Here is a 26,291-nt window from a genome sequence, read left to right as displayed (position 1 = left end):
CATCCGCTGGTTTTTGGCAAAAGAGGCAGCAAGTAGCGTGCCGTGCACGACGCCCACAGGCAGGGGCGACGTCGTGCACGGTCATCAGCGTATGCCTTAGCTCGCGCTGAAAAACAGCTGTCGGGCCTGCTCCACGCCGATCATGCTGCGGTAGTACGCCAGCCGTTCGGCCCGGCTCAACCCGCGAGTGCTGTCGGCATCGGATCCCAGTTGCCGCTCCGCGGGGGTTTTCAAACGTGCAGAGAGGAAGGCCTTGTCCGGCACCCATGAGGTGGAGTACAGAAAATGCGCGTACCACAGCACCTTGCGCGTGGTCTGGTCAGTGATGCTGTATTCGTCCAGGTAGAGCGCCTTGCCGCCCTTGAGGCGGCGTCGACTGACAGTTTTTGCAATACGGATGCTGTCATTGGTCTGAAGCCAGGCGACACCTGATGGTGTGGGTGATTGTGCCCTGGTCATCATCGACATGGCGGTTTTGGCCTGCTGATATAGGCTGTCGACGGCATCGCTCAGCGCCTTGTTCAGCACCGCAGCCGAGCGCTGGCTGCTGTCCGTGGCGTTGCTGTCGGTCAGGGCCTGTTCAATGGCCGCGCTGACGTGTTCCAGTTGCAGGGCGTGCTGGTGAAACAGGTACTCGATACCGACCGCCGAGCGTCCGGCCTGCTTCATGAGTTCGTTCATGCGCAGGGTGAACGCCGGCAGGCCGTCGAGCAGGTCCTGCCCCTTGTTCAGGCTGGTTTCGAGCGCTGGCGTCGGCGTCGGCAAGGCAGTGCTGATACGTTCGACCCACACCCCGGGAGTTTTTTGATGAAAGGTCGAGATGACCTTGTCCGTGAGCGGTGACTTGATGTCGACCAGGTCGGTTTCCAGGCCCTGTGCCGTCAGGCGCGGCTCGCCGATCAGCACGCCGTTGTAGCGGGTGCGGATGAACTTCTTTTTCGGCCTTGGCGGTTGCACGGGGAGCGCCGGGCGGCTGCGCAGGGTGTCGCGCTCTTCGAGCAACAGCACCAGGTTGTGGCGGGCGCTGCGGTTGAATTGCTCGAGCTGTTGGCGAAGGTTTGTCAGCGGTGCCTCTTGCACACTGTCAGCGAACGCGGACTTGAAGTCTGCCAGGCGCTCGTCGAGTACGTTGAATTGTTCGATCAGATCGTTGAGGCAGTCGATGCGTTCGTCGAGCCGGGAAACGCTGCGCTCCTCAAGGGTGTCGCGCAGCGCTTGAACGGCGATATCGGCGGTATCGACAATCTGGTCGAGACTGAGCCAGGCATCCGCGGCGGTCGCTACCGAGTGTTCGGGCAGGCAGACATTGCGCGCCAGTGTCACCTGCAGTGCCTTGAGATCCTCGATCGAGTACGCCGGGAGTGCCTTGCGGGTCAGTTGAATCAAGCGCAAGCCGTCTCTCTCGAACTCTTTGAGTTGCACCAATTGTGCCTGGATCTGCTCCAGACGCGTGATCATGTCCAGATTGAGCTCAAGCATCTGCCGCGTTTCGGCAATATGCCGGTTCTGGGGCTGTTCAGCCTGTTCTTCGAGATGATTGAGTACGCTGCGCAATGTCGGCGTGAACAGGGTCAGCGCTTCGCGAATCCCTGCATGGATGAGTTCGAGCTGCGCCTTCAGGTAGCTCAGGGATCTCTGTTGGTAGTCAGCCGTTGGCGAGAATACATGCAACGCCTTGAGATCGCTCAACGCCTGGGCATAAGCGACGCGTTGCCTGTCCAGAGACTGTAGAAAGAGCTGGCGGTGGGCCGCAGCGGTCTGAGCGGTGGCAGCGTTCATTGCCTGGCGGACCTGTTCCAGCTCGCCTTGCGCTGCCGCCTTACGGCTTTCGAAGGCGGTCAGGCGGGTGCGCAGTTTTTCCGCTTCGATGCGGCGTTGTGCTTCAGCCAGCTGTGTCAGGCCGGCCGAGCCGCCACCGCGCAGACGCAGTCGGGTATCGACGAACCAATCGCCACGCAGATTGCCGATCAAGGCTGGGCCGGTACGGGTTGGATCCTGCGGATCGATGATCATGACGGTACCGTTTTCGTCCACCGCGACCTCGAACCAGTCATGGCCCACCGGGGCGTACCATTTGCTGTTGTAGCTGTAGAGATTGCGATAGAGCCCTGGCGTGGTGTTGGCGCTACCCAGACGTTGCGGGCGAAGGATTTTGAAGTGGGACAGCACGGTGCCCAGACTTGCGGGCGTGCGATTCGCGGCGCCGCTGATATTCAGGGTTTGCTGCAGGTCAGCGGTTTCATGGGGAGCACTTTTTTCCAGTTGTTGCACGGTGATTTCAGTGGTCGTGGGGTCAGGGTTTTTCGGTGTTTCGCGTGCCGCTGTCTCATGGGCCAGCCGTGGTCGGGAGCGACCTGCGATGTGCAACGTGATCGCCATCCCCAGATTGAGCAACACCTCGGTGAACGCTGACCATTGCGCGGAAGAGTCATCCTGCTCCCGGGCTTCCTTCAGGGCTTGCAGTTGCTCCATCACCTGCCAGATCCACGTCGCGACACCCACCGTGCGTCCGAGGAACGGCAAGACGGCATTGAACAGGGTCCATCCGGCCTGTTTGAAACTGGCCCAGCGACTTTCCGCATTTGACACCGACTGGCGGTCGGCCAGCTCGACCAGCGCCGACGCGTTGGCTTTGTACAGAGCGCCTGGCAGATCGCCCTCCACGGTCTTTCTACCGAGGCTGATCGGCCCACTCATGACCCTCATTTTTTCCGCATCCACCAGAAACTCGGTGACGGCCCAGGGGGAGGGCAACGTGCCTGGAAACACATAGTTGGCGTAGTCGCTGCGCACGCGGTCCGGGAGCCAGGCGAGCACCGAGTCACGCAGACTGGCGGATTGCTGGATGGCGTACAGCAAGTTGCTGGGGGAAGGGTATTGGGTCAACGGCTGGTCGAGCATCGGTCGATACAGCAGGCACGGCCCGGCGCTCGGGTCCTCAGGACCGATCACGAACATGTTGGCGACTTCGTCATGGCTGCCGTCTGTTCTGCGTTGAGGTACGAAAGCCAGAGGCCGCATGACGATGGTCTGGTCCTCGACCATGCGATGGTTGCTGTCGGGATCCAGCACCGCGACGACATAGCGGTAACCGCGTGCGTCGATACCGGCCTTGCCGCGAATTTTCGATTGCAGGGCCAGCAGCGGCAACTGGATGCGCAAGTGTTGAGTGAACAGTGCCTGTCTCCCGGCGGAAGCTGGCGTGGTGTCGACCAACTGACGCTTGATCAGCGCCGGATAGGTCGTACCGATATCCGCGCGGGTTACCAGGTCTTCCAGATAGCTTACGGTCAGCCATGTCGGCAATGGCTTGCCACGGGTGGAGTGCAGGGTCTTGTTGCCTACCGGCACTGCAATCAGATTCTGCAAGGCCAGATCGGTGACGCTGAAATTGTAAGTCTCGATTTTTCCCGGAACAGTAAAGGTGCCCCAGATCACCGGACTTTTGACCCGCAACTGGATCGACTCCAGAGCTGTTTCAAGATCGGTACGCTGCGCATCGGCGTGCGCGCGAAGGGTCTCGGCATGCAAGGCGTTCATTTCGCTCAGCGCGTATTCGCTGATTGGCAGGATGCCATCCAGATAGGACTTGCCGGTGTTCTGGTTATGCAGTGCAGCCAGATCCTTCAAGTGCCGGGAATAGTTGTTCAGATCCGGCAGTGATGCAGCAATGAGCCAGTCAGGCAAGGCATTCTGAAACCAGCTCAATGGCGGGCCGGGCTTTTTCGCCGTGGCGTCGACTTCGGGGGTGGCCGTGGACAATGGCTTGTCGAGCGGGGCAGGTGTGGCAGGAGAAAAATCCAGCGCGCCGATCACATCGATCTGAATCGAGACCAGTGCACACGCCTGATAATCGAAGATGCTGCCCGAGGGTTCCAGCAATCGCCAGTTCAACTGCTGGTACGGCTGAAGATTGCCCACGTGCGCAGGCAAGGATTTGCCCAGGTCATCAAGAGAGTCGAACTTCTGATAACCCTTGAGCAGTGAATGGGCGAGGATGACCGTCTTTCCCTGTTGTGTGCCGATCAGCACGGCCATCGATACTTCGTTCAGATGCTTTACGGTTGTGCCATCGATCAGATCAATGGCGATCAGGCAGGCGCTGTTCTGGTCATCGATTTTCCTGCCGGCCAGACCGGCAGTGCGATACAGCGCGCGGGCCATTGCGCAGTCACTCTCGCTCCAGCCTTGTACCTGATTGACGTTCCAGATCTCGCGCAGGGTGTTCGACAATGTATGCCAACGCGGGCCGTTGCTGTCGTCGGCGTTGTTCCAGTACGCCAGCTGTTGCTCCTGAAACGCCGTGAGCATGACCGGTGCCAGCAGGTTGAGCAGGCTGGCGATTTCGTCGATCCGTACCGGCAGGTGGACGGCCGGATCGCTGATCGGTTGTTGCGTCAGAAAGTGTTCACCTTCGATATACAGCGTCGGCGTGCCCTGCACGACCTGGGCGGCGAGGATTTCGGTCAAGGCCTGGTAGGTCGGATTTCCGGCAACGATCTGTTCGTCGACGATGGACCATTGCGGCGTGCCGATCATGGTAATGCTCGGCTCCAGATCCAGCGTGGGATACAGCTTGCGCAAATGCTCGCGCAACAGCACACCGGCCACGTCGCGCAAGTCGGGGCCGACACTCAATTGGGTGATCAGGGCTTCGGTGGGATTGGTGCCGGCAGCCGTCTGCCGGGTGGAGCTTGTGGTTACTGAACTCATCGTGCGTCCCTGCGTTCTGGTGATGGAGGCGATCCCGAGGACAAGTCTCGGGGTCGCTCCATGCTAGGGAGGCACGATGCAGCATGGGTGGTAGATATGTAGGGCGCCGGATTATCGCCGACGCCGGACACGGCTCAGCGCAATTCGCCACACAGGTCGAGTTCGATCAGGCGTCGCACTTCGGTGTTGTCCAGGCCGGCACCGAGCAAACCGTGCAGCTTGCCGAACGCCGCCTCGCGGGTCATGCCGCCACCGGACAGCACGCCAACACCACGCAGCCGGCTGCCGGCCTCGTAAACGTCCAGCTCGACCCCGCCTTCATGGCACTGCGTGACCGCAACCACCACCACACCGTTGTCCCGCGCGCGGCCGAGGCTGGCGAGGAACTCGGGATTGTCGCTCGGTCCGGTGCCGCTGCCGTAGCACTCCAGCACCAGACCTTTGATACCGCTGGCCAGCAGGCCATCAACCACCTCGGCGTCGATGCCGGGGAACAGTGGCAGCACAGCAACCTTGGCCAGTTGTTTCGGCTGGTTGTAGTTCAGTGCGGCCGGAATCGACGGCGCTTTCACCCCGCCGCCCTGACGCTCCAGGCGCTTGAACGGATGCCGGCCGAAGCTGCGCACTTTCGCGCAACGGGTCGGCGCCAGCAGCTCGCCATGGAAATACAGGTGCACGCCCGGCGCCAGACCCTGACCCAGAGCAACCAGCGCGCCACCGAGGTTTTCCCAGGCATCGCTGTCGGTCACGCCGGCCGGCAGCATCGAGCCGGTGAAACACACACGGGCATGCAGGCCGAGCAACTGGAAACTCATCGCCGCAGCGCTGTAGGCCAGGGTGTCGGTGCCGTGCAGGATCAGCACGCTGTCGCAGCCGTGCACGTCCACTGCATCGACCACCGCTTCGCGCAGTTGCTGCCAGTAGGCCGGAGTCATGTTGGCGCTGTCGATCAGCGGCGACATCTCCCGGAAGCGCCATTGCGGCACCACCAGTTCGGGCTGGCTGTGCAGGTAGTCGCGCATGCGGGCTTCGAAACCGGACGCCGGGGCCAGACCGTTGGCACTGGCCTGCATGCCGATGGTGCCACCGGTGTAGAGCACCATGACGTGTTGGGCGGCGGGGAAGGTATTGGCAATCATCTGAGGGTCTCCACAAGAGATGACATTGTAGGAGTGAGCCTGCTCGCGATAGCGGTTCATCATTCAACATTAATGTTGGCTGAAAGACAGCTATCGCGAGCAGGCTCACTCCTACAGGTATTGCATCACAATAACTGACGGGCGCAGGGGATGCGCCCGTCATTCACCTGTCAGCGTTGCGCTGCAGGCACGCCTTGCGGCTCGACTGCGGTCTTGCCGGCGGCTGGCGCCTCGGTCGGCCAGGCCTTCAGGTCCAGATCCAGATCGGCAAATTTGCTGGCGTCGAACACTGGCTGCTTGATGCCGGCGCGGCGCTGCTCGTCGTAGTCGCGCATCACGCGCATGCCGACCTTGAACAGCATGGCCAGGGCCATCAGGTTGACGAAGGCCAGGCAGGTCATGGTGATGTCGGCGAAGGCGAACACGGTCGACAGATCCTGCATCGAACCCCATACCACCAGCGCCAGGACCAGACCGCGGAACACCATCAGCAAGGCGCGGTTGCGGCTGAGGAACTGCAGGCTGTTTTCGCCCAGGTAGTAGTTGTAGAGGATGCAGGTGAAGACGAACAGCGACAGCGCGACGCTGACGAAGATGCGGCCCCAGTCACCGACCACGGCGGCCAGCGAGTTCTGGGTCAGGACGATGCCGTCACCTTCGAAGCCCGGGGTGTAGAAGCCCGACAACAGGATCAGCAGCGCGGTGCAGGTGCAGATCACGAAAGTGTCGAGGAATACGCTGAAGGCCTGAACCACGCCCTGAGCGCCCGGGTGTTTCACCGAGGCCACGGCGGCGACGTTCGGCGCACTGCCCAGGCCCGCTTCGTTGGCGAACACGCCACGCTTCACGCCCATGACGATGGCGCTGCCGAGCAGGCCACCGAAGGCCGGGTCGAGACCAAAGGCGCTCTTGAAGATGGTTTCCAGCATCGCTGGCACGTGTTCGATCTGGGTGCCGATCACGTACAGGGTCACGCCGATATAGGCCAGGGTCTTGACCGGTACCAGCAGGTCGGACACTGCAGCGATGCGCTTGATGCCGCCGATGAAGGTGATGGCCAGCAGCACCGCCAGGACGATCCCGGTGTGGCTTGGGTCGAAGGCAAAGGCGTTTTGCAGCGAGTGGGTCACGGTGTAGGACTGCAGGCCGATGAAGGCGAAGCCGTAGGTGACCAGCAGCAGGACCGAGAACACCACTGCCATGCCTTTCAACTTCAGGCCGTGCTGGATGTAGTAGGCCGGGCCGCCACGGTACAGGCCGTCGCCTTCGGCGCGCTTGTAGACCTGCGCCAGGGTGCACTCGAAGAAGCTGCTGGACATGCCAACCAGTGCGGTCACCCACATCCAGAACACCGCACCCGGACCACCCAGGGTCACGGCGATGCCGACACCGGCGATGTTGCCTGCACCGACGCGGCCGGCAAGGCTGAGCATCAGGGCCTGGAACGAGCTGAGTTGCCCGCCGCTGCTTTTCAGGCTGTCGCGGAACACCGCGAACATGTGGAAGAAGTGCCGCAATTGAACGAAACGCGAGCGAATCGTGAAGTAGCTACCGAGCCCGACAATGAGCACGATCAGTACTTTCCCTGAGAGGAAGTCGTTGATGACTTCGAGCATGGATTTTTCCTCGCTGTTTTTTGTTTAAGCAAATGCTGGATGTTCCGAAACATCGCGTTACACCGGTTTGCGCGCGGCACGACAGGTGAGGCGAAGGTTTCGTCCCGGATCCATTTCGCGGGTTTGTTATTAGTTCGGGTTTCGCATGGGTTATGGCCTCGTTACCGACGACCGCTCACGCGAAGAGGGGCGGCACTATACCGATCAGTGCGGCGCCCGTCTGCACGCTCGTGGTGCAAGCGACGAAACGAAGCTTTGAAACACCCGACGTTACCGGCGTCGGGCTTGTGCGGGAACTGCATTCCTGTTGATGCAAACCCTGTAGCGAGGGGATTCATCCCCGATCGACTGCGGAGCAGTCGCAAATCATTGCATGCGGTGTACTTGTTACATCGCGATTGCAGGTTTTGGGGCCGCTTCGCGACCCATCGGGGATGAATCCCCTCACCACAAGGGCTCACCTCTACATTGAGCAATCCCCAGACATACGGGTCTCAGGATCAGAAAGTTAAAAAAAAGGGCTTGGGGACTGATCCCCAAGCCCTCAAAAGGTGAGAGGTGTCTAGTCCCTCGACCTGGTGAGCGGTGCTACAAGTAACGCGTCGGCTCAGGCTTTGAGCGGAACCAGACGCGGGGCAATCATGTTTTCCGGGCGCAGGATGTCGGCGAGCATGGCTTCGTCGAGCAGACCTTCTTCGCGCACCAGTTCCAGCACGCCGCGGCCGCTTTCAAGGGCGATACGGGCGATGCGGGTGGCGTTTTTGTAGCCGATGTACGGGTTCAGCGCGGTGACCAGACCGATCGAGTGCTCGACCAGTTCGCGGCAGCGTGCTTCGTTGGCGGTGATGCCGACGATGCAGTGCTCGCGCAGCATGTCCATGGCGCGTTGCAGCAGACGGATCGAGTCGAGGATCTTGAACGCGATCAGCGGCTCCATCACGTTCAGCTGCAGTTGGCCGCCTTCGGCTGCCATGGTCAGCGCCAGATCGTTACCGATGACCTGGAAGGCCACCTGGTTAACGGCTTCCGGAATCACCGGGTTGACCTTGCCGGGCATGATCGAGCTGCCTGGCTGACGCGCCGGCAGGTTGATCTCGTTGATGCCGGTGCGTGGGCCGCTGGACAGCAGGCGCAGGTCGTTGCAGATCTTCGACAGCTTGACCGCGGTGCGCTTGAGCATGCCGGAGAACAGCACGAAGGCGCCCATGTCGGAGGTGGCTTCGATCAGGTCGGCGGCGGGCACCAGCGGTTGACCGCTGATCAGCGCCAGACGCTGAACGGCCAGCGCCTGATAGCGCGGGTCGGCGTTGATGCCGGTGCCGATCGCGGTGCCGCCCAGGTTCACTTCAGTCAGCAGTTCCGGGGCCAGCGTCTTCAGACGGGCCAGGTCTTCGCCCATGGTGGTGGCGAAGGCACGGAACTCTTGACCCAAGGTCATCGGCACGGCGTCTTGCAGCTGGGTACGACCCATTTTCAGGACGTGATCGAATTCTTTGCCCTTGGCCGCGAAGGCCTGAATCAGGCTGTCGAGGCTGGCCAACAGCGCGTCGTGACCCAGCAGCAGACCCAGGCGGATCGCGGTCGGGTAGGCGTCGTTGGTCGACTGCGCCATGTTGACGTCGTCGTTCGGGTGCAGGTACTGGTACTCGCCTTTCTGGTGACCCATTGCTTCGAGCGCAATGTTGGCGATCACTTCGTTGGCGTTCATGTTGGTGGACGTACCGGCACCACCTTGAATCATGTCGACCACGAATTCTTCGTGGAAATCACCGCGGATCAGTCGTGCACAGGCTTCGCTGATGGCAGCGTGCTTGGCTTCGCTCAGATGACCCAGTTCACGGTTGGCGTCTGCAGCGGCCTGTTTGACCATGGCCAGACCGACAACCAGTTTCGGGTAATGCGAAATCGGGACGCCGGAGAGACGGAAGTTGTTCACCGCTCGCAGGGTCTGGATGCCGTAATACGCTTGAGCCGGTACTTCGAGGGCGCCAAGCAGGTCGTTTTCTGTGCGGAAAGATGCAGCGGAGGACATGATAGAAATCATCTCGATATGGACCCGGTCTGTGCCGGAACGCTGCGAATGCTAGGCTTGTGGGATTTTTTGGGCCAATGCTGTTAAACACTGGCCTATGCACATTCGGCATAATGCCCGTGTGACGCCGCGTGTGCGGCAGACGTGTGACCTGTTTTGGTGCGTGTCCGGGAGGACGTGATGAATCTGGAAAGCAAATGGCTCGAGGACTTCAGTGCCCTGGCCGCCACTCGCAGCTTCTCGCAGGCGGCCGAGCGACGCTTCGTGACCCAGCCGGCGTTCAGTCGGCGGATCCGCAGCCTGGAAGCTGCGCTTGGGCTGACGCTGGTCAATCGCTCGCGCACGCCGATCGAGCTGACGGCGGCCGGGCAACTGTTTCTGGTGACCGCGCGTACCGTGGTCGAACAGCTCGGCGAAGTGCTGCGCCATCTGCATCACCTGGAAGGTGGGCAGGGCGAAGTGATCCAGGTCGCGGCGGCGCACTCGCTGGCGCTGGGTTTCTTTCCACGCTGGATCGCACAACTGCGCAACGAAGGGCTGAACATAGCGACGAGATTGGTGGCGACCAACGTCGGCGATGCGGTGCATGCGCTGCGCGAGGGTGGCTGCGACCTGATGTTGGCGTTCTACGACCCGGACGCGGCGATGCAGATGGACCCGGAAATTTTCCCGTCGTTGCACTTGGGCCAGACTGAAATGCTCCCGGTGTGCGCAGCCGATGCCGATGGCAAACCGCTGTTCGATCTGGAAGGCGAGGCCAGTGTGCCGCTGTTGGCGTACAGCGCCGGGGCGTTTCTCGGGCGTTCGGTGAATGGATTATTGCGCCAGCGCCAGCTGCGTTTCACCACCATCTATGAAACCGCCATGGCCGACAGCCTCAAGAGCATGGCCCTGGAGGGGCTCGGCATCGCCTGGGTGCCGCAGTTGAGTGTGCGCGCAGAGCTGGCCCGTGGCGAACTTGTTGTCTGCGGCGGCCCGCAATGGCACGTGCCGCTGGAGATTCGCCTGTATCGCTGCGCACTGGTGCGCAAGGCCAACGTGCGGTTGCTGTGGCGCAAGCTTGAAGGCGGCGCTGCACAGGCTTCCTGAACCATCGCAGATCCAATTGTGGGAGCGGGCTTGCTCGCGAATACGGTGTGTCAGTCGAGATTCATGTATCTGACCTGACGCCTTCGCGAGCAAGCCCGCTCCCACAGGGCGGATTTGCGGTGTTCTGTCGCTGACCTTCAAGTCAATAAAACCGGGCCTTTGGCTGATTTGACAGATGGTCGTTTCGGGGGCTGTTTATTGCTTTCTTTGCGGTATACTGCGCGGCCTTCGGCCGGTACGTCCGGCCATTTTTCGTACAATCAAGCCACGCAATCCTGCGTGGCTTGTTGTTTTTGACGCGCCTGCGGGCGCCCAGAGAGAAGAGGCGCGACGATGAGTGCACTGGTTGGCGTGATCATGGGCTCCAAGTCCGATTGGTCCACCCTTAGCCACACCGCCGATATGCTGGAAAAGCTCGGCATCCCGTACGAGGTCAAGGTGGTTTCTGCTCACCGCACCCCGGATCTGCTGTTCCAGTACGCCGAAGAGGCTGAGGGCCGCGGCATCGAGGTGATCATCGCCGGTGCCGGTGGCGCAGCCCACCTGCCAGGCATGTGTGCGGCCAAGACCCACCTGCCGGTACTGGGCGTTCCGGTGCAGTCGTCGATGCTCTCGGGCGTCGATTCGCTGCTGTCGATCGTGCAGATGCCGGCGGGCATTCCGGTTGCCACCCTGGCCATCGGCAAGGCCGGCGCGATCAACGCCGCGCTGCTCTCGGCGAGCATTCTCGGCGCCAAGCATCCACAGTTCCACGCGGTACTGAAAACCTTCCGTGCCGAGCAGACAGACAGCGTCCTGGACAATCCAGACCCACGTATTGCCTGAGGTTGTTGAGATGAAGATCGGTGTAATCGGTGGCGGCCAGTTGGGCCGCATGTTGGCGCTGGCGGGCACTCCGCTGGGCATGAACTTCGCTTTCCTCGACCCGGCGCCGGACGCTTGCGCCGCAGCACTGGGCGAACACCTGCGGGCCGATTACGGCGATCAGGATCACCTGCGCCAACTGGCGGATGAAGTCGACCTGGTGACGTTCGAGTTCGAAAGCGTCCCGGCCGAAACCGTGGCGTTCCTCTCGCAATTCGTGCCGGTCTATCCGAGCGCCGAAGCCCTGCGCATCGCTCGCGACCGCTGGTTCGAGAAGAGCATGTTCAAGGACCTGGGCATCCCGACCCCGGCCTTCGCCGACATTCAATCGCAAGCCGACCTGGACGCCGCCGTGGCTTCGATCGGTCTGCCGGCCGTGCTGAAAACCCGCACCCTGGGTTACGACGGCAAGGGTCAGAAAGTCCTGCGCAAGCCGGAAGACGTGGTGGGTACGTTCGCCGAGCTGGGCAGCGTTGCCTGCCTGCTGGAAGGCTTCGTGCCGTTCACCGGCGAAGTTTCGCTGATCGCCGTGCGTGCCCGTGATGGTGAAACCAAGTTCTATCCGCTGGTACACAACACCCACGACAGCGGCATCCTCAAGCTGTCGGTAGCCAGCACCGATCACCCGCTGCAGGCGTTGGCCGAAGACTACTCCAGCCGTGTGCTCAAGCAGCTGGATTACGTCGGCGTGATGGCGTTCGAGTTCTTTGAAGTCGACGGTGGCCTCAAGGCCAACGAGATCGCCCCGCGCGTGCACAACTCCGGGCACTGGACCACCGAAGGCGCCGAGTGCAGCCAGTTCGAAAACCACCTGCGTGCCGTGGCCGGCCTGCCGCTGGGTTCGACCGCCAAGGTCGGCGAGAGCGCGATGCTCAACTTCATCGGCGTGGTTCCGCCGGTTGAGAAAGTGATCGCCATCGAAGATTGCCATCTGCACCACTACGGCAAAGCCTTCAAGGCCGGGCGCAAGGTCGGTCACGCCAACCTGCGCTGCGCCGACATGGCCACGCTGCAAGCACAGATCGTCATGGTCGAAGCGCTTATCGCCGAGTAACCACAGTTTCATCTGGCAACGGCGGAACCTTCGGGAGCCGCCGTTCTCTCATGGCAGGATGCCAAAGTCTGACTAGGCTTTGGCATATCTACCATTCAGAGTCAGAGGGAAATGCCATGGGAATTATCGGAACCATCTTTATCGGCTTGATCGTCGGCCTGCTGGCACGCTTCCTCAAACCGGGCGATGACAGCATGGGCTGGATCATGACCATCCTGCTCGGTATCGGCGGTTCGCTGGCGGCCACTTACGGCGGCCAGGCCCTGGGTATCTATCAGGCAGGTCAGGGCGCAGGCTTCATCGGTGCACTGGTCGGCGCGATCGTGCTGCTGGTGATCTACGGCCTGATCAAAAAGAACTGATCCAAGCGACCAAGTCCTCTCTGCCAACGTGGCAGGGAGGGCTAGAATGCTCGGCGATTTAACGTCCTTCCTTTATCCGAGCATCTTTTACCGAGCACCTCCATGCGCCGTCTTCTGTTGACTCTTCTTTTGCTGGGCAGCGGTCTGGCTCACGCCGGCGAACTGCCGGAAACCGACTGGCTGGAACTGATGCCCAAGTCGGACCAGAAAGCCCTCGAGGCCATGCCCGAAATCGACCACAACTCCCCGGAAGCCACCGGCACCTTCACCGAGAAGGGCGGGATGAAACAGGCTAAAGGCCTGCCGGCGGTGATGTATTCGACCAAGACCGTGGCGTCGATGAACGACAAGCACATCCGCATCGGCGGCTACCCGGTGCCGCTGGAATCCGACGCCAAGGGCCGCAGCACGCTGTTCTTCCTCGTGCCGTACCCTGGCGCCTGCATCCACGTGCCACCGCCACCACCGAATCAACTGGTGCTGGTGCGTTATCCGAAGGGTTTGAAGCTGGACGATATCTACACGCCGCTGTGGGTGACCGGCACGCTGAAGATCGAGAAGGTCAGCAATGACCTGGCCGATGCGGCGTATGCGCTGGAAGCTGACAAAGTGCGGGTGGTGCAGGAGTCCGATCTCTAACATCTGAACAATTGTAGCGAGGGGATTTATCCCCGATGGGTTGCGAAGCGACCCCCGCTTTGAATCAGGGGCAGGGGCCTGCTCCGCAGGCCATCGGGGATAAATCCCCTCACCACAAAGGCTTTCACCCACATTGATATTGCGGTGTTGGTCAGAGCGGTTTGCTGCCGATGCTGACGCCCATGGTATGGCTCGCACCCGAGCCCAGCGTGACCACATCATCCATCACATTCGCCGTCTCGATGCACAGCATGCGCTGCCAGCCATCGTCGTCCATGTCGGCCAGTGCTGCCGCGCGGTCGATCCACGGGTTCCAGATCACTGCCGTGCGTGAGCCGCTGGCGCTCAGTACGATGTGCCGTTCCCAGGTCGGGTCGACAATGCTCAGTTGCGGCGGAGCGTCGAGGTAGATGCGGTCGGTTTCGCCAGCGAAATGCAGGTCACCTTGCTGGCTGTGGGTTTTCCACTCATCCAGCGTCTCGATGTAATCCAGACCGGCCACACCCTCGACGTGCACGTTGCGCACATCACTGACTGCGAAATAAGTGTGCAGCGCCTGGCTGATGCTGACGGTTTCGACACCCCGATTGTGGCTGGTCAGGCTGATGTGCAACTGATCACTCAGATGCAGGGTCAGGGTCAGATCGACCTGATGCGGCCAGCCCGGCAGGCCACCTTCGGGGTAGGGCAGCCTGAATTCAACCTTGACGCCGTCAGCCTCTGATTCGATGCCGCCCAGCTCCCAATCCATCGCCCGCACCAGACCGTGCGCGGGTGCCGGTTGCTCACCGGTATACATGGCCTGCACGCTCTGCGGGTTGCGTTCGAACTTGCCGAACCACGGCCAGCACACCGGCACACCGGCACGGATGCTCTTGCCGGTCTTGAACACAGCCTTGTCGTTGAGCCAGATGATCGGCGGCTGGCCGTCGATTTGATAACTGAGGATGTGCGCGCCTTGCTGGGCCACCAGCACTTCGGCCTGACCGTGGCGGATGCGCCAGCAGTTCAGTTCATCCAGTTTCACCGCTTCAACGTTGGGCGTGTTCATGGGGCAACTCTCGATCAGACACTTGGGACGACTATCGACCGCAAAACCGCGGCGATGTTTAACGCGCGCGTGGTGGCACCGAGCGGGTGCGACCGCTGCCGTCGATGGCGACGAAGACGAATACCGCCTCGGTCACTTTACGCCACTCGCTGGACAGCGGATCGTCGCTCCACACTTCGACCATCATCTGGATCGAGCTGCGGCCGATTTCCAGGGTCTGGGTATAAAAGGACAATTGCGCGCCCACCGCGACCGGCACCAGGAAGGCCATGCGGTCGATGGCGACAGTGGCTACGCGACCACCGGCCACGCGGCTGGCCATTGCGGTACCCGCCAGATCCATCTGCGCCACCAGCCAGCCGCCGAAAATATCGCCAAAGCCGTTGGTTTCGCGCGGGAGTGCGGTAATTTGCAAGGCCAGGTCGCCTTGCGGGATCGGATCTTCTTGTTCGAGCTCTATCATGCCGGGGGTGCCTCTGACCCGTGACTCTTCGTTGGTATTGCTGGTGGTAGCCGTCTTCAGGAAAAACGATTCAGCACCGAACATACTGCGTTCGTCACGTTTTCCATAGGCGCCTAAAGGGGAAACTCTGCGAAACCGGCTGATCCCGTTCAAAGGTCGGGCCAACGACGTTTTCGCACAGCAACCCCCTACAAACCGGAGCAAGGTTGCGAGTATATCGGTCGGTAGACTCCGCGACGACCATCGGGTTCTGATTTTGACCGGCAAATACGCGCCTCTATGTGCTTTTTCGAACAATTTGCTATGGTGCCGAACCTGCCCAAGCCACAGCCAGCGTTGTTGTGGCGGTAGATCCGCCTATAAGAGAAGCCCTTGCCATGACCACAGCGCCTTCGAGCCTCGCGCAGCCCGAGCAACCTGCACGCCCCCTGACCCGCAATGACTACAAGACTCTGTCGCTATCGGCCCTGGGCGGTGCGCTGGAGTTTTACGATTTCATCATCTTCGTGTTCTTCGCCACCGTGGTCGGCAAGCTGTTCTTCCCGGCCGACATGCCCGAGTGGCTGCGCCTGATGCAGACCTTCGGCATTTTCGCCGCCGGTTACCTTGCGCGGCCGCTGGGCGGCATCGTCATGGCGCACTTCGGCGACCTGCTGGGGCGCAAGAAGATGTTCACCCTGAGCATTTTCATGATGGCCGTGCCGACCCTGATCATGGGCCTGCTGCCGACCTACGCGCAGATCGGTATGTGGGCGCCGATCCTGCTGTTGTTGATGCGAGTTATCCAGGGCGCGGCGATTGGCGGGGAAGTGCCGGGGGCGTGGGTCTTCGTTTCCGAACACGTGCCGCAAAAGCACATCGGCTACGCCTGCGGCACCCTGACCAGCGGCCTGACCGCCGGCATCCTGCTCGGCTCATTGGTCGCCACGGCGATCAACAGCATTTATACCCCGGGGGAAGTCGCCGATTACGCCTGGCGGATCCCGTTCCTGCTCGGAGGCGTGTTCGGTCTGTTCTCGGTGTACCTGCGCCGCTGGCTGCATGAAACCCCGGTGTTCGCCGAGCTGCAACTGCGCAAGGCGCTGGCCGAAGAAGTGCCGCTGCGCGCGGTACTGCGTGACCATCGCGGGGCGATTGCGGTCTCGATGCTGCTGACCTGGCTGCTGTCCGCCGGGATTGTCGTGGTGATCCTGATGACCCCGACCGTGCTGCAGACGGTCTATCACTTCTCGCCAACGGTGGCGCTGCAATCCAACAGTCTGGCGATCGTGTTCCTCAGCGTTGGCTGCATCATCTCCGGTGCCCTGGCCGACCGTTTCGGCGCCGGTCGGGTGTTCGTTTTCGGTTCGCTGGGCTTGCTGATCAGCTCCTGGACCTTCTATCACAGCCTCGCCGATCACCCGAACTGGCTGTTCCCGCTGTATGCCCTGACCGGTCTGCTGGTCGGCACCATCGGCGCGGTGCCGTACGTGATGGTCAAGGCGTTCCCGCCAGTGGTGCGCTTCAGCGGATTGTCGTTCTCGTACAACGTGGCGTACGCGATCTTCGGTGGCCTGACGCCGATGGTGGTCAGCCTGCTGCTTAAAGAGAGTGCGATGGGCCCGGCTTACTATGTGGCGGTGCTGTGCACGATGGGGATTCTGGTGGGGGCGTGGCTCTGGAAAAAGGGGCGCTGAAAATTTTCACCTGTGGGAGCGGGCTTGCTCGCGAATGCGTTGTGTCAGTCTGCATATGAATAGGCTGACACGGCCTCTTCGCGAGCAAGCCCGCTCCCACATTAGTTCTGTGTTGTTCTCTGAGATCTTCGAATCATCCTGCAAAACCCCGATACTGGCCTTTCATCCAATTGTCATATTTCAGCCATAGAGTGTTCACACGGCCTGCTGATACTTGGCCCCGACTTAACACACCCTATCTGCTAGGAGTAAGGCATGAAACTGAAGCGTTTGATGGCGGCAATGACTTTTGTCGCTGCTGGCGTTGCGACTGCCCACGCGGTAGCCGCTGGCGTTGACCCGGCAATTCCGGCTTACACCAAGGTCACCGGTGTATCGGGCAACTTGTCCAGCGTTGGTTCCGACACTCTGGCCAACCTCATGACCCTGTGGGCTGAGAACTACAAGAAAGAATACCCGAACGTAAACATCCAGATTCAGGCCGCTGGCTCCGCCACCGCGCCACCTGCGCTGACTGAAGGCACCTCCAACCTCGGCCCGATGAGCCGCAAGATGAAGGACACCGAACTGGCGGCCTTCGAACAGAAATACGGCTACAAGCCAACCGCTATCCCGGTGGCCGTGGACGCCCTGGCGGTGTTCGTGCACAAGGACAACCCGATCCAGCACCTGACCATGGAGCAGGTTGACGCGATCTTCTCGTCCACCCGTCTGTGCGGCGCCAAAGCCGACGTGAAAACCTGGGGCGACTTGGGTGTGACCGGCGACCTGGCCAACAAGCCAGTGCAACTGTTCGGTCGTAACTCGGTATCCGGCACTTACGGCTACTTCAAGGAAGAAGCCCTGTGCAAAGGCGACTACAAGCCTAACGTCAACGAGCAACCAGGTTCGGCGTCGGTTGTGCAGTCGATCAGCTCCTCGCTGAACGGCATCGGTTACTCGGGCATCGGCTACAAGACTGCCAGCGTGAAGACCGTTGCTTTGTCGAAGAAAGGCAGCACTGACTTCATCGAAGACACCGAAGAAAACGCCCTGAACGGCAAGTACCCGCTGTCGCGCTTCCTCTACGTTTACGTGAACAAGGCCCCGAACAAGCCTCTGGCCCCGCTGGAAGCCGAGTTCGTGAAACTGGTTCTGTCCAAACAGGGCCAGGAAGTTGTGGTGAAAGACGGCTACATCCCACTGCCGGCCAAGGTTGCTGCAAAAGCACTGGCTGACCTGGGTCTGCAGGAAGGCGGCGCTGAAGTCGCAAAAAAGTAACAAACTGAGTCCGTAGTAAATACCCTTCGGACTCCACTGTGGGAGCGGGCTTGCTCGCGAAGAGGCCTTCAGATTCGGCATCTTCGTTGACTGAATAAGCGCTTTCGCGAGCAAGCCCGCTCCCACAGATTCTTCGAATTCTCTGATCCTCCTCCAGTACCCGCTGGTGGTGGATTTGCTGCGTCACTGCACTGTCATCTTTCTGTCATACAGGATCGCTAGGGTGAGCGCATGAATGATCTGGCCAATTCCCCAATGACTACGACTTCCCCTCCCAAGCGCATTGATTTCAATACGCCTGAGCTGCAACGCAAGCGCCGCATTCGCGCGCTCAAGGATCGCTTCACCCGTTGGTACGTCCTCGTTGGCGGTCTGGCGGTGCTGGCAGCCATCACCCTGATCTTCTTCTTCCTCGCCTACGTCGTTGCACCGTTGTTCCAGGGTGCCAGCCTGACCGCGAAAGATGCCATTACCCCAGCCTGGATGCAGGACGCCGGCAAGCCGCTGATGATTTCGCTCGAAGAGCAGAATCAGGTGGCGATGCGCGTTTCCGACAAGGGCCAGGCGCTGTTCTTCGACATCGACAGTGGCGCTGAATTGAAGCGCGTCGATCTGCCGGTTCCTGCCGGCGCCAGCGTAACTTCCATTGGCGAAGATCAGCCAGGTCATCCGCTGGTGGCGGTGGGCCTGTCCAACGGCCAGGCGCTGGTGTTCCGTCACACCTATAAAGTCAGCTACCCCGATGGCAAGAAAACCATCACCCCGGCCATCGAATACCCGTACGGCGAAGCGCCGATCGCAGTGAACGAGGGCGGCGGGGCACTGGAGCACGTCAGCCTCAACGCCACCGATTCGACGCTGATGCTGGTCGGTTCTACCGGTTCGCAACTCAATGTGCTGGCGCTGACCAGCGAAGAAAACATGATGACCGGTGAAGTCACCAACGAGCAGAAGCGAATCGAGCTGCCGCAGATGACTGAACCGGTGAAAAACATCTTCGTCGACCCGCGCCAGCAATGGCTGTACGTGGTCAACGGGCGTGCCCAGGCCGACGTGTTCAGCTTGCGCGACAAGAGCCTCAACGGTCGCTACAAACTGCTGGAAAACGCTGACGCCGAAGTCACCGCGAGCACCCAGCTGGTGGGCGGCATCTCGCTGATCATCGGTGACTCCAAGGGTGGCCTGGCCCAGTGGTTCATGGCTCGCGATACCGACGGCGAGCTGCGCCTGAAGCAGATCCGTACCTTCCAGATGGGCTCCGCGCCAATCGTTGAAATCACCGCCGAAGAGCGTCGCAAGGGCTTCGTGGCCCTCGATGCCAGCGGCAAGCTCGGCGTGTTCCACAGCACCGCGCACCGCACCCTGCTGGTCGAGCCGGTAGCCGAAGGCCAGGGCCTGTTCGGTCTGTCGCCGCGCGCCAACCGGGTGATCGTCGAGGCCGGCGGCAAGCTGCAACCGCTGCTGCTCGACAACCCGCACCCGGAAGTGTCGTGGAGCGCGTTGTGGAGCAAGGTCTGGTACGAGAACTACGACGAACCTAAATACGTCTGGCAATCGACCGCCGCCAACACCGATTTCGAACCGAAACTGAGCCTCTCGCCACTGACCTTCGGCACCCTGAAGGCGGCGTTCTACGCCATGCTGCTGGCTGCGCCGCTGGCGGTTGCCGCAGCGATCTACACCGCGTACTTCATGGCCCCGGGCATGCGCCGCAAGGTCAAACCGGTGATCGAGCTGATGGAAGCGATGCCGACGGTAATCCTCGGTTTCTTCGCCGGTCTGTTCCTCGCCCCGTATGTGGAAGGGCATCTGCCGGGCATCTTCAGCCTGCTGATGCTGTTGCCGATCGGCATTCTGGTCGCCGGCTTCACCTTCAGTCGTCTGCCTGAGTCGATCCGCCTGAAAGTCCCGGATGGCTGGGAAAGTGCGCTGTTGATTCCGGTGATCCTGTTTGTCGGTTGGCTGTCGCTATACATGAGTCCGTACATGGAGAACTGGTTCTTCGGCGGTGACATGCGCATGTGGATCTCCCACGACCTGGGCATCACCTACGACCAGCGCAACGCTCTGGTGGTCGGTCTGGCGATGGGTTTTGCGGTGATCCCGAACATCTACTCGATTGCCGAAGATGCCGTGTTCAGTGTGCCGCGTGGCCTGACCCTCGGTTCCCTGGCGCTCGGTGCCACGCCGTGGCAGACCATGACCCGCGTGGTGATCCTCACCGCCAGCCCGGGGATCTTCTCCGCGCTGATGATCGGCATGGGCCGTGCGGTCGGCGAAACCATGATCGTGCTGATGGCCACGGGTAACACCCCGGTCATGGAAATGAACCTGTTCGAAGGCCTGCGCACCCTGGCCGCCAACGTCGCGGTGGAAATGCCCGAGTCGGAAGTCGGCGGCAGCCACTACCGCGTGCTGTTCCTCTCGGCGCTGGTGCTGCTGTTGTTCACCTTCGTCATGAACACCCTGGCAGAACTGATTCGTCAGCGTCTGCGCAAGAAATACTCGTCGCTTTAAGAAAGGTAGAAGTCTGTGAAACAGAACTCCCTGAATGGATGGTTCAAGAGCGGCGCCCCGGGCGTCTGGATCAGCGGTGGCGCGGTGTCCATCGCGGTCATCATGACCATTGGCCTGCTGGCGGTGATTGCCGTGCGCGGTCTGGGTCACTTCTGGCCGGCGGACCTGATCCACGCCAGCTACGACGTACCGGGCCAGGCCAATCATCTGGTCATCGGCGAAGTGGTACAGAAAGAAGAAGTGCCGCGCGCACGCCTGAAAAGCGCTGGCCTGCCGGTGCCTGATCAGGGCCCGGAATTCATGACCCGCGAGCTGATCAAGGTCGGCAACCGTGACCTGAACGGCAACGACTTCACCTGGGTGGTCGGCGAGTGGCTGACCAAGCAGACCACGCCGCCGGAACTGATGGCGATCGAGCGTCGCGAGTGGGGCAACTTCTACGGCTACCTGGTCAACGTCAAACAGGACGGCAAGGTGATCGCCGAAGGCGAAGCGGCCTGGCCTGAGCTGCAAGCGCGGATCAACCGTGTGAACGGCCTTGCTGCACAACTCAAATCGCTGGAAAAGACCGACATCGGTGCGATCAACGCAGGGCTCGAGCGCATCCGTCTGCACGGGCGCAAACTGGAACTCGACGGCAAGCTCGACGCCACCGCGCAAGCGGACATGGACGCCGAGCGTGCCGAGCTGAACGCGCGTTATCAGGACATCGAAGCGCGTCTGAGCGATCTGCATGCGCAGTTCAACCGCGACGCATTGACTGCTCGCGATGCCAACGGCAAAGAGATCGAAATCAGCCTGGGCAAAGTGGTTCACGCCTATCAGCCGAATGCCATGGGCACGATGACCAAGATCGGTTTCTACTTCAGCAAGGTCTGGGAATTCCTTTCCGACGATCCGCGTGAAGCGAACACCGAAGGCGGGATCTTCCCGGCGATTTTCGGCACGGTGATGATGACCCTGATCATGGCGATGATCGTGACTCCGTTCGGCGTGCTGGCGGCGGTCTACCTGCGTGAATACGCCAAGCAGAACGCCCTGACCCGGATCATCCGCATCGCCGTGAACAACCTCGCCGGCGTTCCGGCGATCGTCTACGGCGTATTCGGTCTGGGCTTCTTCGTCTACGTGCTGGGTGGTTCGGTCGACCGTTTGTTCTTCCCCGAAGCACTGCCGGCGCCGACGTTCGGTACTCCGGGTCTGCTCTGGGCCTCGCTGACCCTGGCGCTGCTGGCGGTGCCGGTGGTGATCGTGGCGACCGAGGAAGGTCTGGCGCGTATCCCGCGCACCGTCCGTGAAGGCTCGCTGGCGCTGGGCGCGACCAAGGCGGAAACGCTGTGGAAGATCGTCCTGCCAATGGCCAGCCCGGCAATGATGACCGGCATGATCCTCGCCGTGGCCCGCGCCGCCGGTGAAGTGGCGCCGCTGATGCTGGTGGGTGTGGTGAAACTGGCGCCGTCGCTGCCGGTGGACGGCAACTACCCGTACCTGCACCTGGACCAGAAGATCATGCACCTGGGCTTCCACATCTATGACGTCGGCTTCCAGAGCCCGAACGTCGAAGCGGCACGACCGCTGGTGTACGCCACGGCGCTGCTGCTGGTGCTGGTGATCGCCACGTTGAACCTGTCGGCGGTGTGGATTCGTAACCACCTGCGTGAAAAATACAAAGCTTTGGACAGTTGATATTCCTGTGGGAGCGGGCTTGCTCGCGAAAGCGGTGGGTCAGGCGACATTGATGTCGAGTGTGCCGGCCTCTTCGCGAGCAAGCCCGCTCCCACCCTAGATTGAGTACAGCCGCACCAAGCGGCTAACCGAACCGAATTTGTTAGCACAGGGAGCCTCCCATGCAGCACGAAACACATACCCACGGCATCAACATGTCGGCCCTGGGTCGCGACAAGCAGAGCCTGAGCCTCGAGCAGGAAACCGTGGCCATCGAAGTCCCGGGCCTGAGCCTGTTCTACGGCGAGAAGCAGGCGCTGTTCGACGTCAGCATGAACATCCCGAAACAGCGCGTGACCGCGTTTATCGGCCCGTCCGGCTGCGGCAAGTCCACGTTGCTGCGTACCTTCAATCGTATGAACGACCTGGTTGACGGTTGCCGTGTCGAAGGTGCGATCAACCTGTACGGCAACAACATCTACCGCAAAGGTGAAGACGTTGCCGAGCTGCGTCGCCGCGTCGGCATGGTGTTCCAGAAGCCCAACCCGTTCCCCAAGACCATCTACGAAAACGTGGTCTACGGGCTGCGCATCCAGGGCATCAACAAAAAGCGCATTCTCGACGAAGCGGTCGAGTGGGCGTTGAAAGGCGCGGCGCTGTGGGACGAAGTCAAAGACCGTCTGCACGACTCGGCACTCGGCCTGTCCGGTGGTCAGCAGCAGCGTCTGGTGATCGCGCGCACCATCGCCGTTGAACCGGAAGTGTTGCTGCTCGACGAACCGTGCTCGGCCCTCGATCCGATCTCAACCCTGAAAGTCGAAGAGCTGATCTACGAGCTGAAGTCCAAGTTCACCATCGTCATCGTGACCCACAACATGCAGCAGGCCGCGCGGGTTTCCGACTACACGGCGTTCATGTACATGGGCAAACTGGTGGAATTCGGCGACACCGATACCCTGTTCACCAATCCGGCGAAGAAACAGACCGAAGACTACATCACCGGTCGTTATGGCTGACAGTTGCGGTTATTCACAGAATTGACGCTGCGGCCCACCGCACCTTACCGGACGCTCCAAGGACGCCAACATGATTAGTAAAGAAGGCCTTACCCACCACATCTCCGCGCAGTTCAACGCCGAGCTTGAGGAAGTGCGCAGCCACCTCCTGGCCATGGGCGGGCTGGTCGAGAAGCAGGTCAACGACGCGGTCACCGCGCTGATCGAGGCCGATTCCGGTCTGGCCCAGCAGGTGCGCGAGATCGACGACCAGATCAACCAGATGGAACGCAACATCGACGAAGAATGCCTGCGCATTCTCGCCCGTCGTCAGCCGGCGGCGTCCGACCTGCGGCTGATCATCAGCATCTCCAAGTCGGTGATCGATCTGGAGCGCATTGGCGACGAAGCGACCAAGATCGCCCGCCGTGCCATTCAGCTGTGCGAAGAAGGCGAAGCGCCGCGTGGTTACGTCGAGGTCCGTCACATCGGCGATCAGGTGCGCAATATGGTTCGCGATGCGCTGGACGCGTTTGCCCGCTTCGACGCCGATCTGGCCCTGTCGGTGGCGCAATACGACAAGGTCATCGACCGCGAATACAAGACCGCCCTGCGCGAGCTGGCGACCTACATGATGGAAGACCCGCGCTCTATCTCGCGGGTTCTGAGCATCATCTGGGTGCTGCGTTCGCTGGAACGCATCGGCGATCATGCGCGCAACATCTCGGAACTGGTGATCTACCTGGTGCGCGGCACCGATGTGCGTCACCTGGGCCTCAAACGCATGAAAGAAGAAGTTGAAGGTACAAGCGGCGAAACCGCTAATGTTCCGGGCAATGCTGACGATAAGTAAGATTGCCTGAGAAAAGCGCCCGGCCCTTTGGCCGGGCGTTTTTGTTTAGGGCGCCTGAATCAGGAAATCGAATTAAAAAGCAGCACCCGCGAACGAAAAGTCCCGGCGTGACTGAAGATTGTTGGCAATGTGCCATCAGTAAAAGCGGTATGCTTGCCGGGATTTTTATAGGGGTGTTGGATGAGCAAGATCAGTGTGTTGGTCGTGGACGATGCTTCGTTCATTCGTGACCTGGTGAAAAAGTGCCTGCGTAATTACTTCCCGGGGATCCGCACCGAGGACGCCGTCAACGGCAAAAAGGCCCAGGCCATGCTGGCCAGGGAAGCGTTTGACCTGGTGCTGTGCGACTGGGAAATGCCGGAAATGTCCGGCCTCGAGCTGCTGACCTGGTGCCGCGAGCAGGACAATCTCAAGACCATGCCGTTCGTCATGGTCACCAGCCGTGGCGATAAAGAGAACGTGGTGCAGGCGATCCAGGCCGGGGTTTCCGGCTACGTCAGCAAGCCGTTCACCAACGAACAACTGCTGACCAAGGTCAAGCAGGCGCTGAACAAGGTTGGCAAGCTCGACACCCTGATGAACAGCGCACCGACCAAGATGAACTCGGCGTTCGGTAACGATTCCCTGAGCGCATTGACCGGCGGCAAGCCTGCCGTGGTCGGTGCTGCGCCGGCGGCCGCTGCTGCGGTCAATCCGTTTGCCAAACCGGCTGTTGTCGCGCCAACGCCAGCTGCTGCGCCGTCGCGCGGTTTGCTTAACAGCCCGCCGGTGCAGGCACCGGCTGCCTCGAAAGCGCCGGCCGGTGGTCGTGGCCAGGGCCAGTTGCGCTTGCCGAGCGGCACCCAGCAATGCGTGATCAAGGCCCTGAGCATCAAGGAAGCGCTTTTGGTGGTGAAACGCACCGACACCCTGCCGCAGATCCTCGACAGCGCCGTGCTCGATCTGGAGCAGGGCGACAACGCCGAAATCGCCCGCCTCAACGGCTACCTGCACGCCATCGTTGCCCACGAGCAGAAAGCCGACAGCGACTGGCTGCAACTGACTTTCCGTTTCGTCGACCAGGATGCGCAGAAGCTCGATTACATCTCCCGCCTGATCGCCCGCGGCACGGCGCAGAAGCACTTCGTTCCGGGCGCTTGATCCTCGTCGCCTGACACACCGCCTTCGCGAGCAAGCCCGCTCCCACCTTTGAAATGCATTCCAAGGTGGGAGCGGGCTTGCTCGCGAAGGGGTCATCACTGACGACGTCCATTTTCCAGACTGCCCAATTTGAAACATCTGTCGACTAGCCTGGTCTGTCTCAGCTGCTAGGCTCATTTCCAGGCCTTCCTTCGACAGACTCTTTGCCCATGCTCGCGCGCCTGCTGTTTTTCTGTGGTCTTTTCCTGGCCTCCACCTCGACTGTGGCCATGACCATCTACAAATCCACCGATGCCAACGGCGTGGTCTCGTACAGCGACCGGCCGAGCAAGGGCTCGCAGGTGTTCGTGTTTCAGGACCGCATGGTCGAGCACCTCGAACGTCAGGTGTACCTCGACATCAAGAAACAGAAGGGCAGCGACGTGGTGTTCGTGCGCAACGATCTGTATGCGCCGGTCGAGATTGCACTGGCGTTTACCGGCCTGAGCAATGTGCGTGGCGCTCCGGCGCAGACGATTCGCCGGGTGCTGCCGGCGCGCAGCAATACCCGGTTGGCGTTGCTGACGGCGATCAGCCGGGGTCAGCCGCTGGTGTATTCGCCGCAATTCCAGTACTCGCTGGGTGACCCCACAGGAGCCGCGCAGAGTTATCGCTATCCGTTGCCGTGGCGGGGCGGGCCGTTCCGCCTCAGTCAGGGTGCCAACGGTCAGTACAGCCACTATGGGCCGAAGAACCGGTATGCGATGGACATCGCCATGCCGGTGGGGACACCGATCATTGCCGCACGGGCCGGGGTGGTGGTGAAAACCGAAAATTCACAGAGCGGGCGCGGCAATGATGCCTCCGGCAATTTCGTCCGGGTGCTGCACGACGACGGCACGATGGGTGTGTACCTGCATCTCAAGCAAGGTTCGGTGAGCGTGCGCGAGGGGCAGCGAGTGGCGGTTGGCAGTCCACTGGCACTGTCAGGCAATACCGGCAACAGCAGCGGCCCGCACCTGCACTTTGTGGTGCAGCGCAATACCGGGCAGGGGCTGGTGTCGATTCCGTATCAGTTCAACCAGCCACTGGGGGCGTTGCCCAACTTTGCGTTGGGCAAACAGTAGAAGCGTTAGGGGGCCGCTGTGGAGGGGCTTTTGTGGTGAGGGGATTTATCCCCGATG

The 26,291-nt window shown here is 61.1% G+C and carries 19 protein-coding genes; 13 read left to right on the top strand and 6 right to left on the bottom strand.

Going from position 1 to position 26,291, the window contains the following annotated elements; genetic code table 11:
- Positions 1-96: 96 nt before the first annotated feature.
- The 4 genes from KCG87_RS02600 to aspA form a co-directional block, all read right to left on the bottom strand.
- Positions 97-4,713, bottom strand: coding sequence for a hypothetical protein (locus KCG87_RS02600; protein ID WP_210556282.1), 4,617 nt, complete (start codon positions 4,711-4,713; stop codon positions 97-99).
- A 134-nt stretch (positions 4,714-4,847) separates the two neighbouring features.
- Positions 4,848-5,852 carry an asparaginase gene (locus KCG87_RS02595; protein WP_210556283.1) on the bottom strand — a complete coding sequence of 335 codons (1,005 nt, stop codon included), beginning with the start codon at positions 5,850-5,852 and terminating at the stop codon, positions 4,848-4,850.
- A 170-nt stretch (positions 5,853-6,022) separates the two neighbouring features.
- Positions 6,023-7,468: an alanine/glycine:cation symporter family protein gene (locus tag KCG87_RS02590; protein WP_210556284.1), complete on the bottom strand. Its 1,446-nt coding sequence runs from the start codon at positions 7,466-7,468 to the stop codon at positions 6,023-6,025.
- Positions 7,469-8,075: 607 nt separating this feature from the next.
- Positions 8,076-9,500 (bottom strand): aspartate ammonia-lyase, encoded by a 1,425-nt coding sequence (gene aspA, locus KCG87_RS02585; protein WP_027610364.1) that lies wholly within the window; start codon positions 9,498-9,500, stop codon positions 8,076-8,078.
- 180 nt (positions 9,501-9,680) lie between these two features.
- Here aspA and KCG87_RS02580 point away from each other — a divergent pair, with 180 nt between their 5' ends.
- The 5 genes from KCG87_RS02580 to KCG87_RS02560 all read left to right on the top strand — a co-directional run bounded on the left by KCG87_RS02580 (position 9,681) and on the right by KCG87_RS02560 (position 13,508).
- On the top strand, positions 9,681-10,589 hold the full coding sequence (locus KCG87_RS02580) for a LysR substrate-binding domain-containing protein (protein ID WP_096795416.1): 909 nt from the start codon (positions 9,681-9,683) through the stop codon (positions 10,587-10,589).
- Between the two features lie 333 nt (positions 10,590-10,922).
- Positions 10,923-11,414, top strand: a complete 492-nt coding sequence (gene purE / locus KCG87_RS02575) for a 5-(carboxyamino)imidazole ribonucleotide mutase (protein ID WP_003229641.1) — start codon at positions 10,923-10,925, stop codon at positions 11,412-11,414.
- Between the two features lie 10 nt (positions 11,415-11,424).
- Positions 11,425-12,507 (top strand): 5-(carboxyamino)imidazole ribonucleotide synthase, encoded by a 1,083-nt coding sequence (locus tag KCG87_RS02570; protein WP_210556286.1) that lies wholly within the window; start codon positions 11,425-11,427, stop codon positions 12,505-12,507.
- A gap of 116 nt (positions 12,508-12,623) precedes the next feature.
- A complete protein-coding gene (locus tag KCG87_RS02565) occupies positions 12,624-12,869 on the top strand; it encodes a GlsB/YeaQ/YmgE family stress response membrane protein (RefSeq protein ID WP_003229635.1) in 246 nt (81 codons plus the stop codon).
- Between the two features lie 102 nt (positions 12,870-12,971).
- On the top strand, positions 12,972-13,508 hold the full coding sequence (locus KCG87_RS02560) for a DUF3299 domain-containing protein (RefSeq protein WP_027610367.1): 537 nt from the start codon (positions 12,972-12,974) through the stop codon (positions 13,506-13,508).
- A 151-nt stretch (positions 13,509-13,659) separates the two neighbouring features.
- Here the strand turns inward: KCG87_RS02560 and KCG87_RS02555 are convergent, their stop codons facing one another.
- A complete protein-coding gene (locus KCG87_RS02555; RefSeq protein ID WP_210556287.1) occupies positions 13,660-14,559 on the bottom strand; it encodes a D-hexose-6-phosphate mutarotase in 900 nt (299 codons plus the stop codon).
- 58 nt (positions 14,560-14,617) lie between these two features.
- A complete protein-coding gene (locus KCG87_RS02550; RefSeq protein ID WP_003229628.1) occupies positions 14,618-15,022 on the bottom strand; it encodes an acyl-CoA thioesterase in 405 nt (134 codons plus the stop codon).
- Positions 15,023-15,399: 377 nt separating this feature from the next.
- Between KCG87_RS02550 and KCG87_RS02545 the strand changes: the two genes are divergently transcribed.
- From KCG87_RS02545 to KCG87_RS02510, 8 genes are all read left to right on the top strand, one after another.
- Positions 15,400-16,698, top strand: coding sequence for an MFS transporter (locus KCG87_RS02545; protein ID WP_210556289.1), 1,299 nt, complete (start codon positions 15,400-15,402; stop codon positions 16,696-16,698).
- A 255-nt stretch (positions 16,699-16,953) separates the two neighbouring features.
- Positions 16,954-17,958 (top strand): phosphate ABC transporter substrate-binding protein PstS, encoded by a 1,005-nt coding sequence (locus KCG87_RS02540; RefSeq protein WP_086792482.1) that lies wholly within the window; start codon positions 16,954-16,956, stop codon positions 17,956-17,958.
- Between the two features lie 483 nt (positions 17,959-18,441).
- Positions 18,442-20,475, top strand: coding sequence for an ABC transporter permease subunit (locus tag KCG87_RS02535; RefSeq protein WP_210556585.1), 2,034 nt, complete (start codon positions 18,442-18,444; stop codon positions 20,473-20,475).
- Positions 20,476-20,490: 15 nt separating this feature from the next.
- On the top strand, positions 20,491-22,161 hold the full coding sequence (gene pstA, locus KCG87_RS02530; RefSeq protein ID WP_007962288.1) for a phosphate ABC transporter permease PstA: 1,671 nt from the start codon (positions 20,491-20,493) through the stop codon (positions 22,159-22,161).
- A gap of 161 nt (positions 22,162-22,322) precedes the next feature.
- Positions 22,323-23,156 (top strand): phosphate ABC transporter ATP-binding protein PstB, encoded by an 834-nt coding sequence (gene pstB, locus KCG87_RS02525; protein WP_007962289.1) that lies wholly within the window; start codon positions 22,323-22,325, stop codon positions 23,154-23,156.
- A gap of 70 nt (positions 23,157-23,226) precedes the next feature.
- Complete coding sequence (gene phoU, locus KCG87_RS02520) at positions 23,227-23,988, top strand: phosphate signaling complex protein PhoU (protein ID WP_003229617.1); 762 nt, start codon at positions 23,227-23,229, stop codon at positions 23,986-23,988.
- 180 nt (positions 23,989-24,168) lie between these two features.
- Complete coding sequence (locus KCG87_RS02515) at positions 24,169-25,128, top strand: response regulator (protein WP_202369221.1); 960 nt, start codon at positions 24,169-24,171, stop codon at positions 25,126-25,128.
- 209 nt (positions 25,129-25,337) lie between these two features.
- Entirely contained in the window at positions 25,338-26,234 is an 897-nt protein-coding gene (locus KCG87_RS02510) for a M23 family metallopeptidase (RefSeq protein ID WP_210556291.1), read from the top strand.
- The last annotated feature ends 57 nt before the right edge of the window (positions 26,235-26,291 follow it).

This window comes from Pseudomonas sp. MWU347 (assembly GCF_017947305.1).
In the GTDB taxonomy this organism is placed as follows: Bacteria; Pseudomonadota; Gammaproteobacteria; order Pseudomonadales; family Pseudomonadaceae; genus Aquipseudomonas; species Aquipseudomonas putida_A.
Note: the sequence above shows the minus strand (reverse complement) of the source record. Positions and strands in the feature narration are given on the sequence as shown.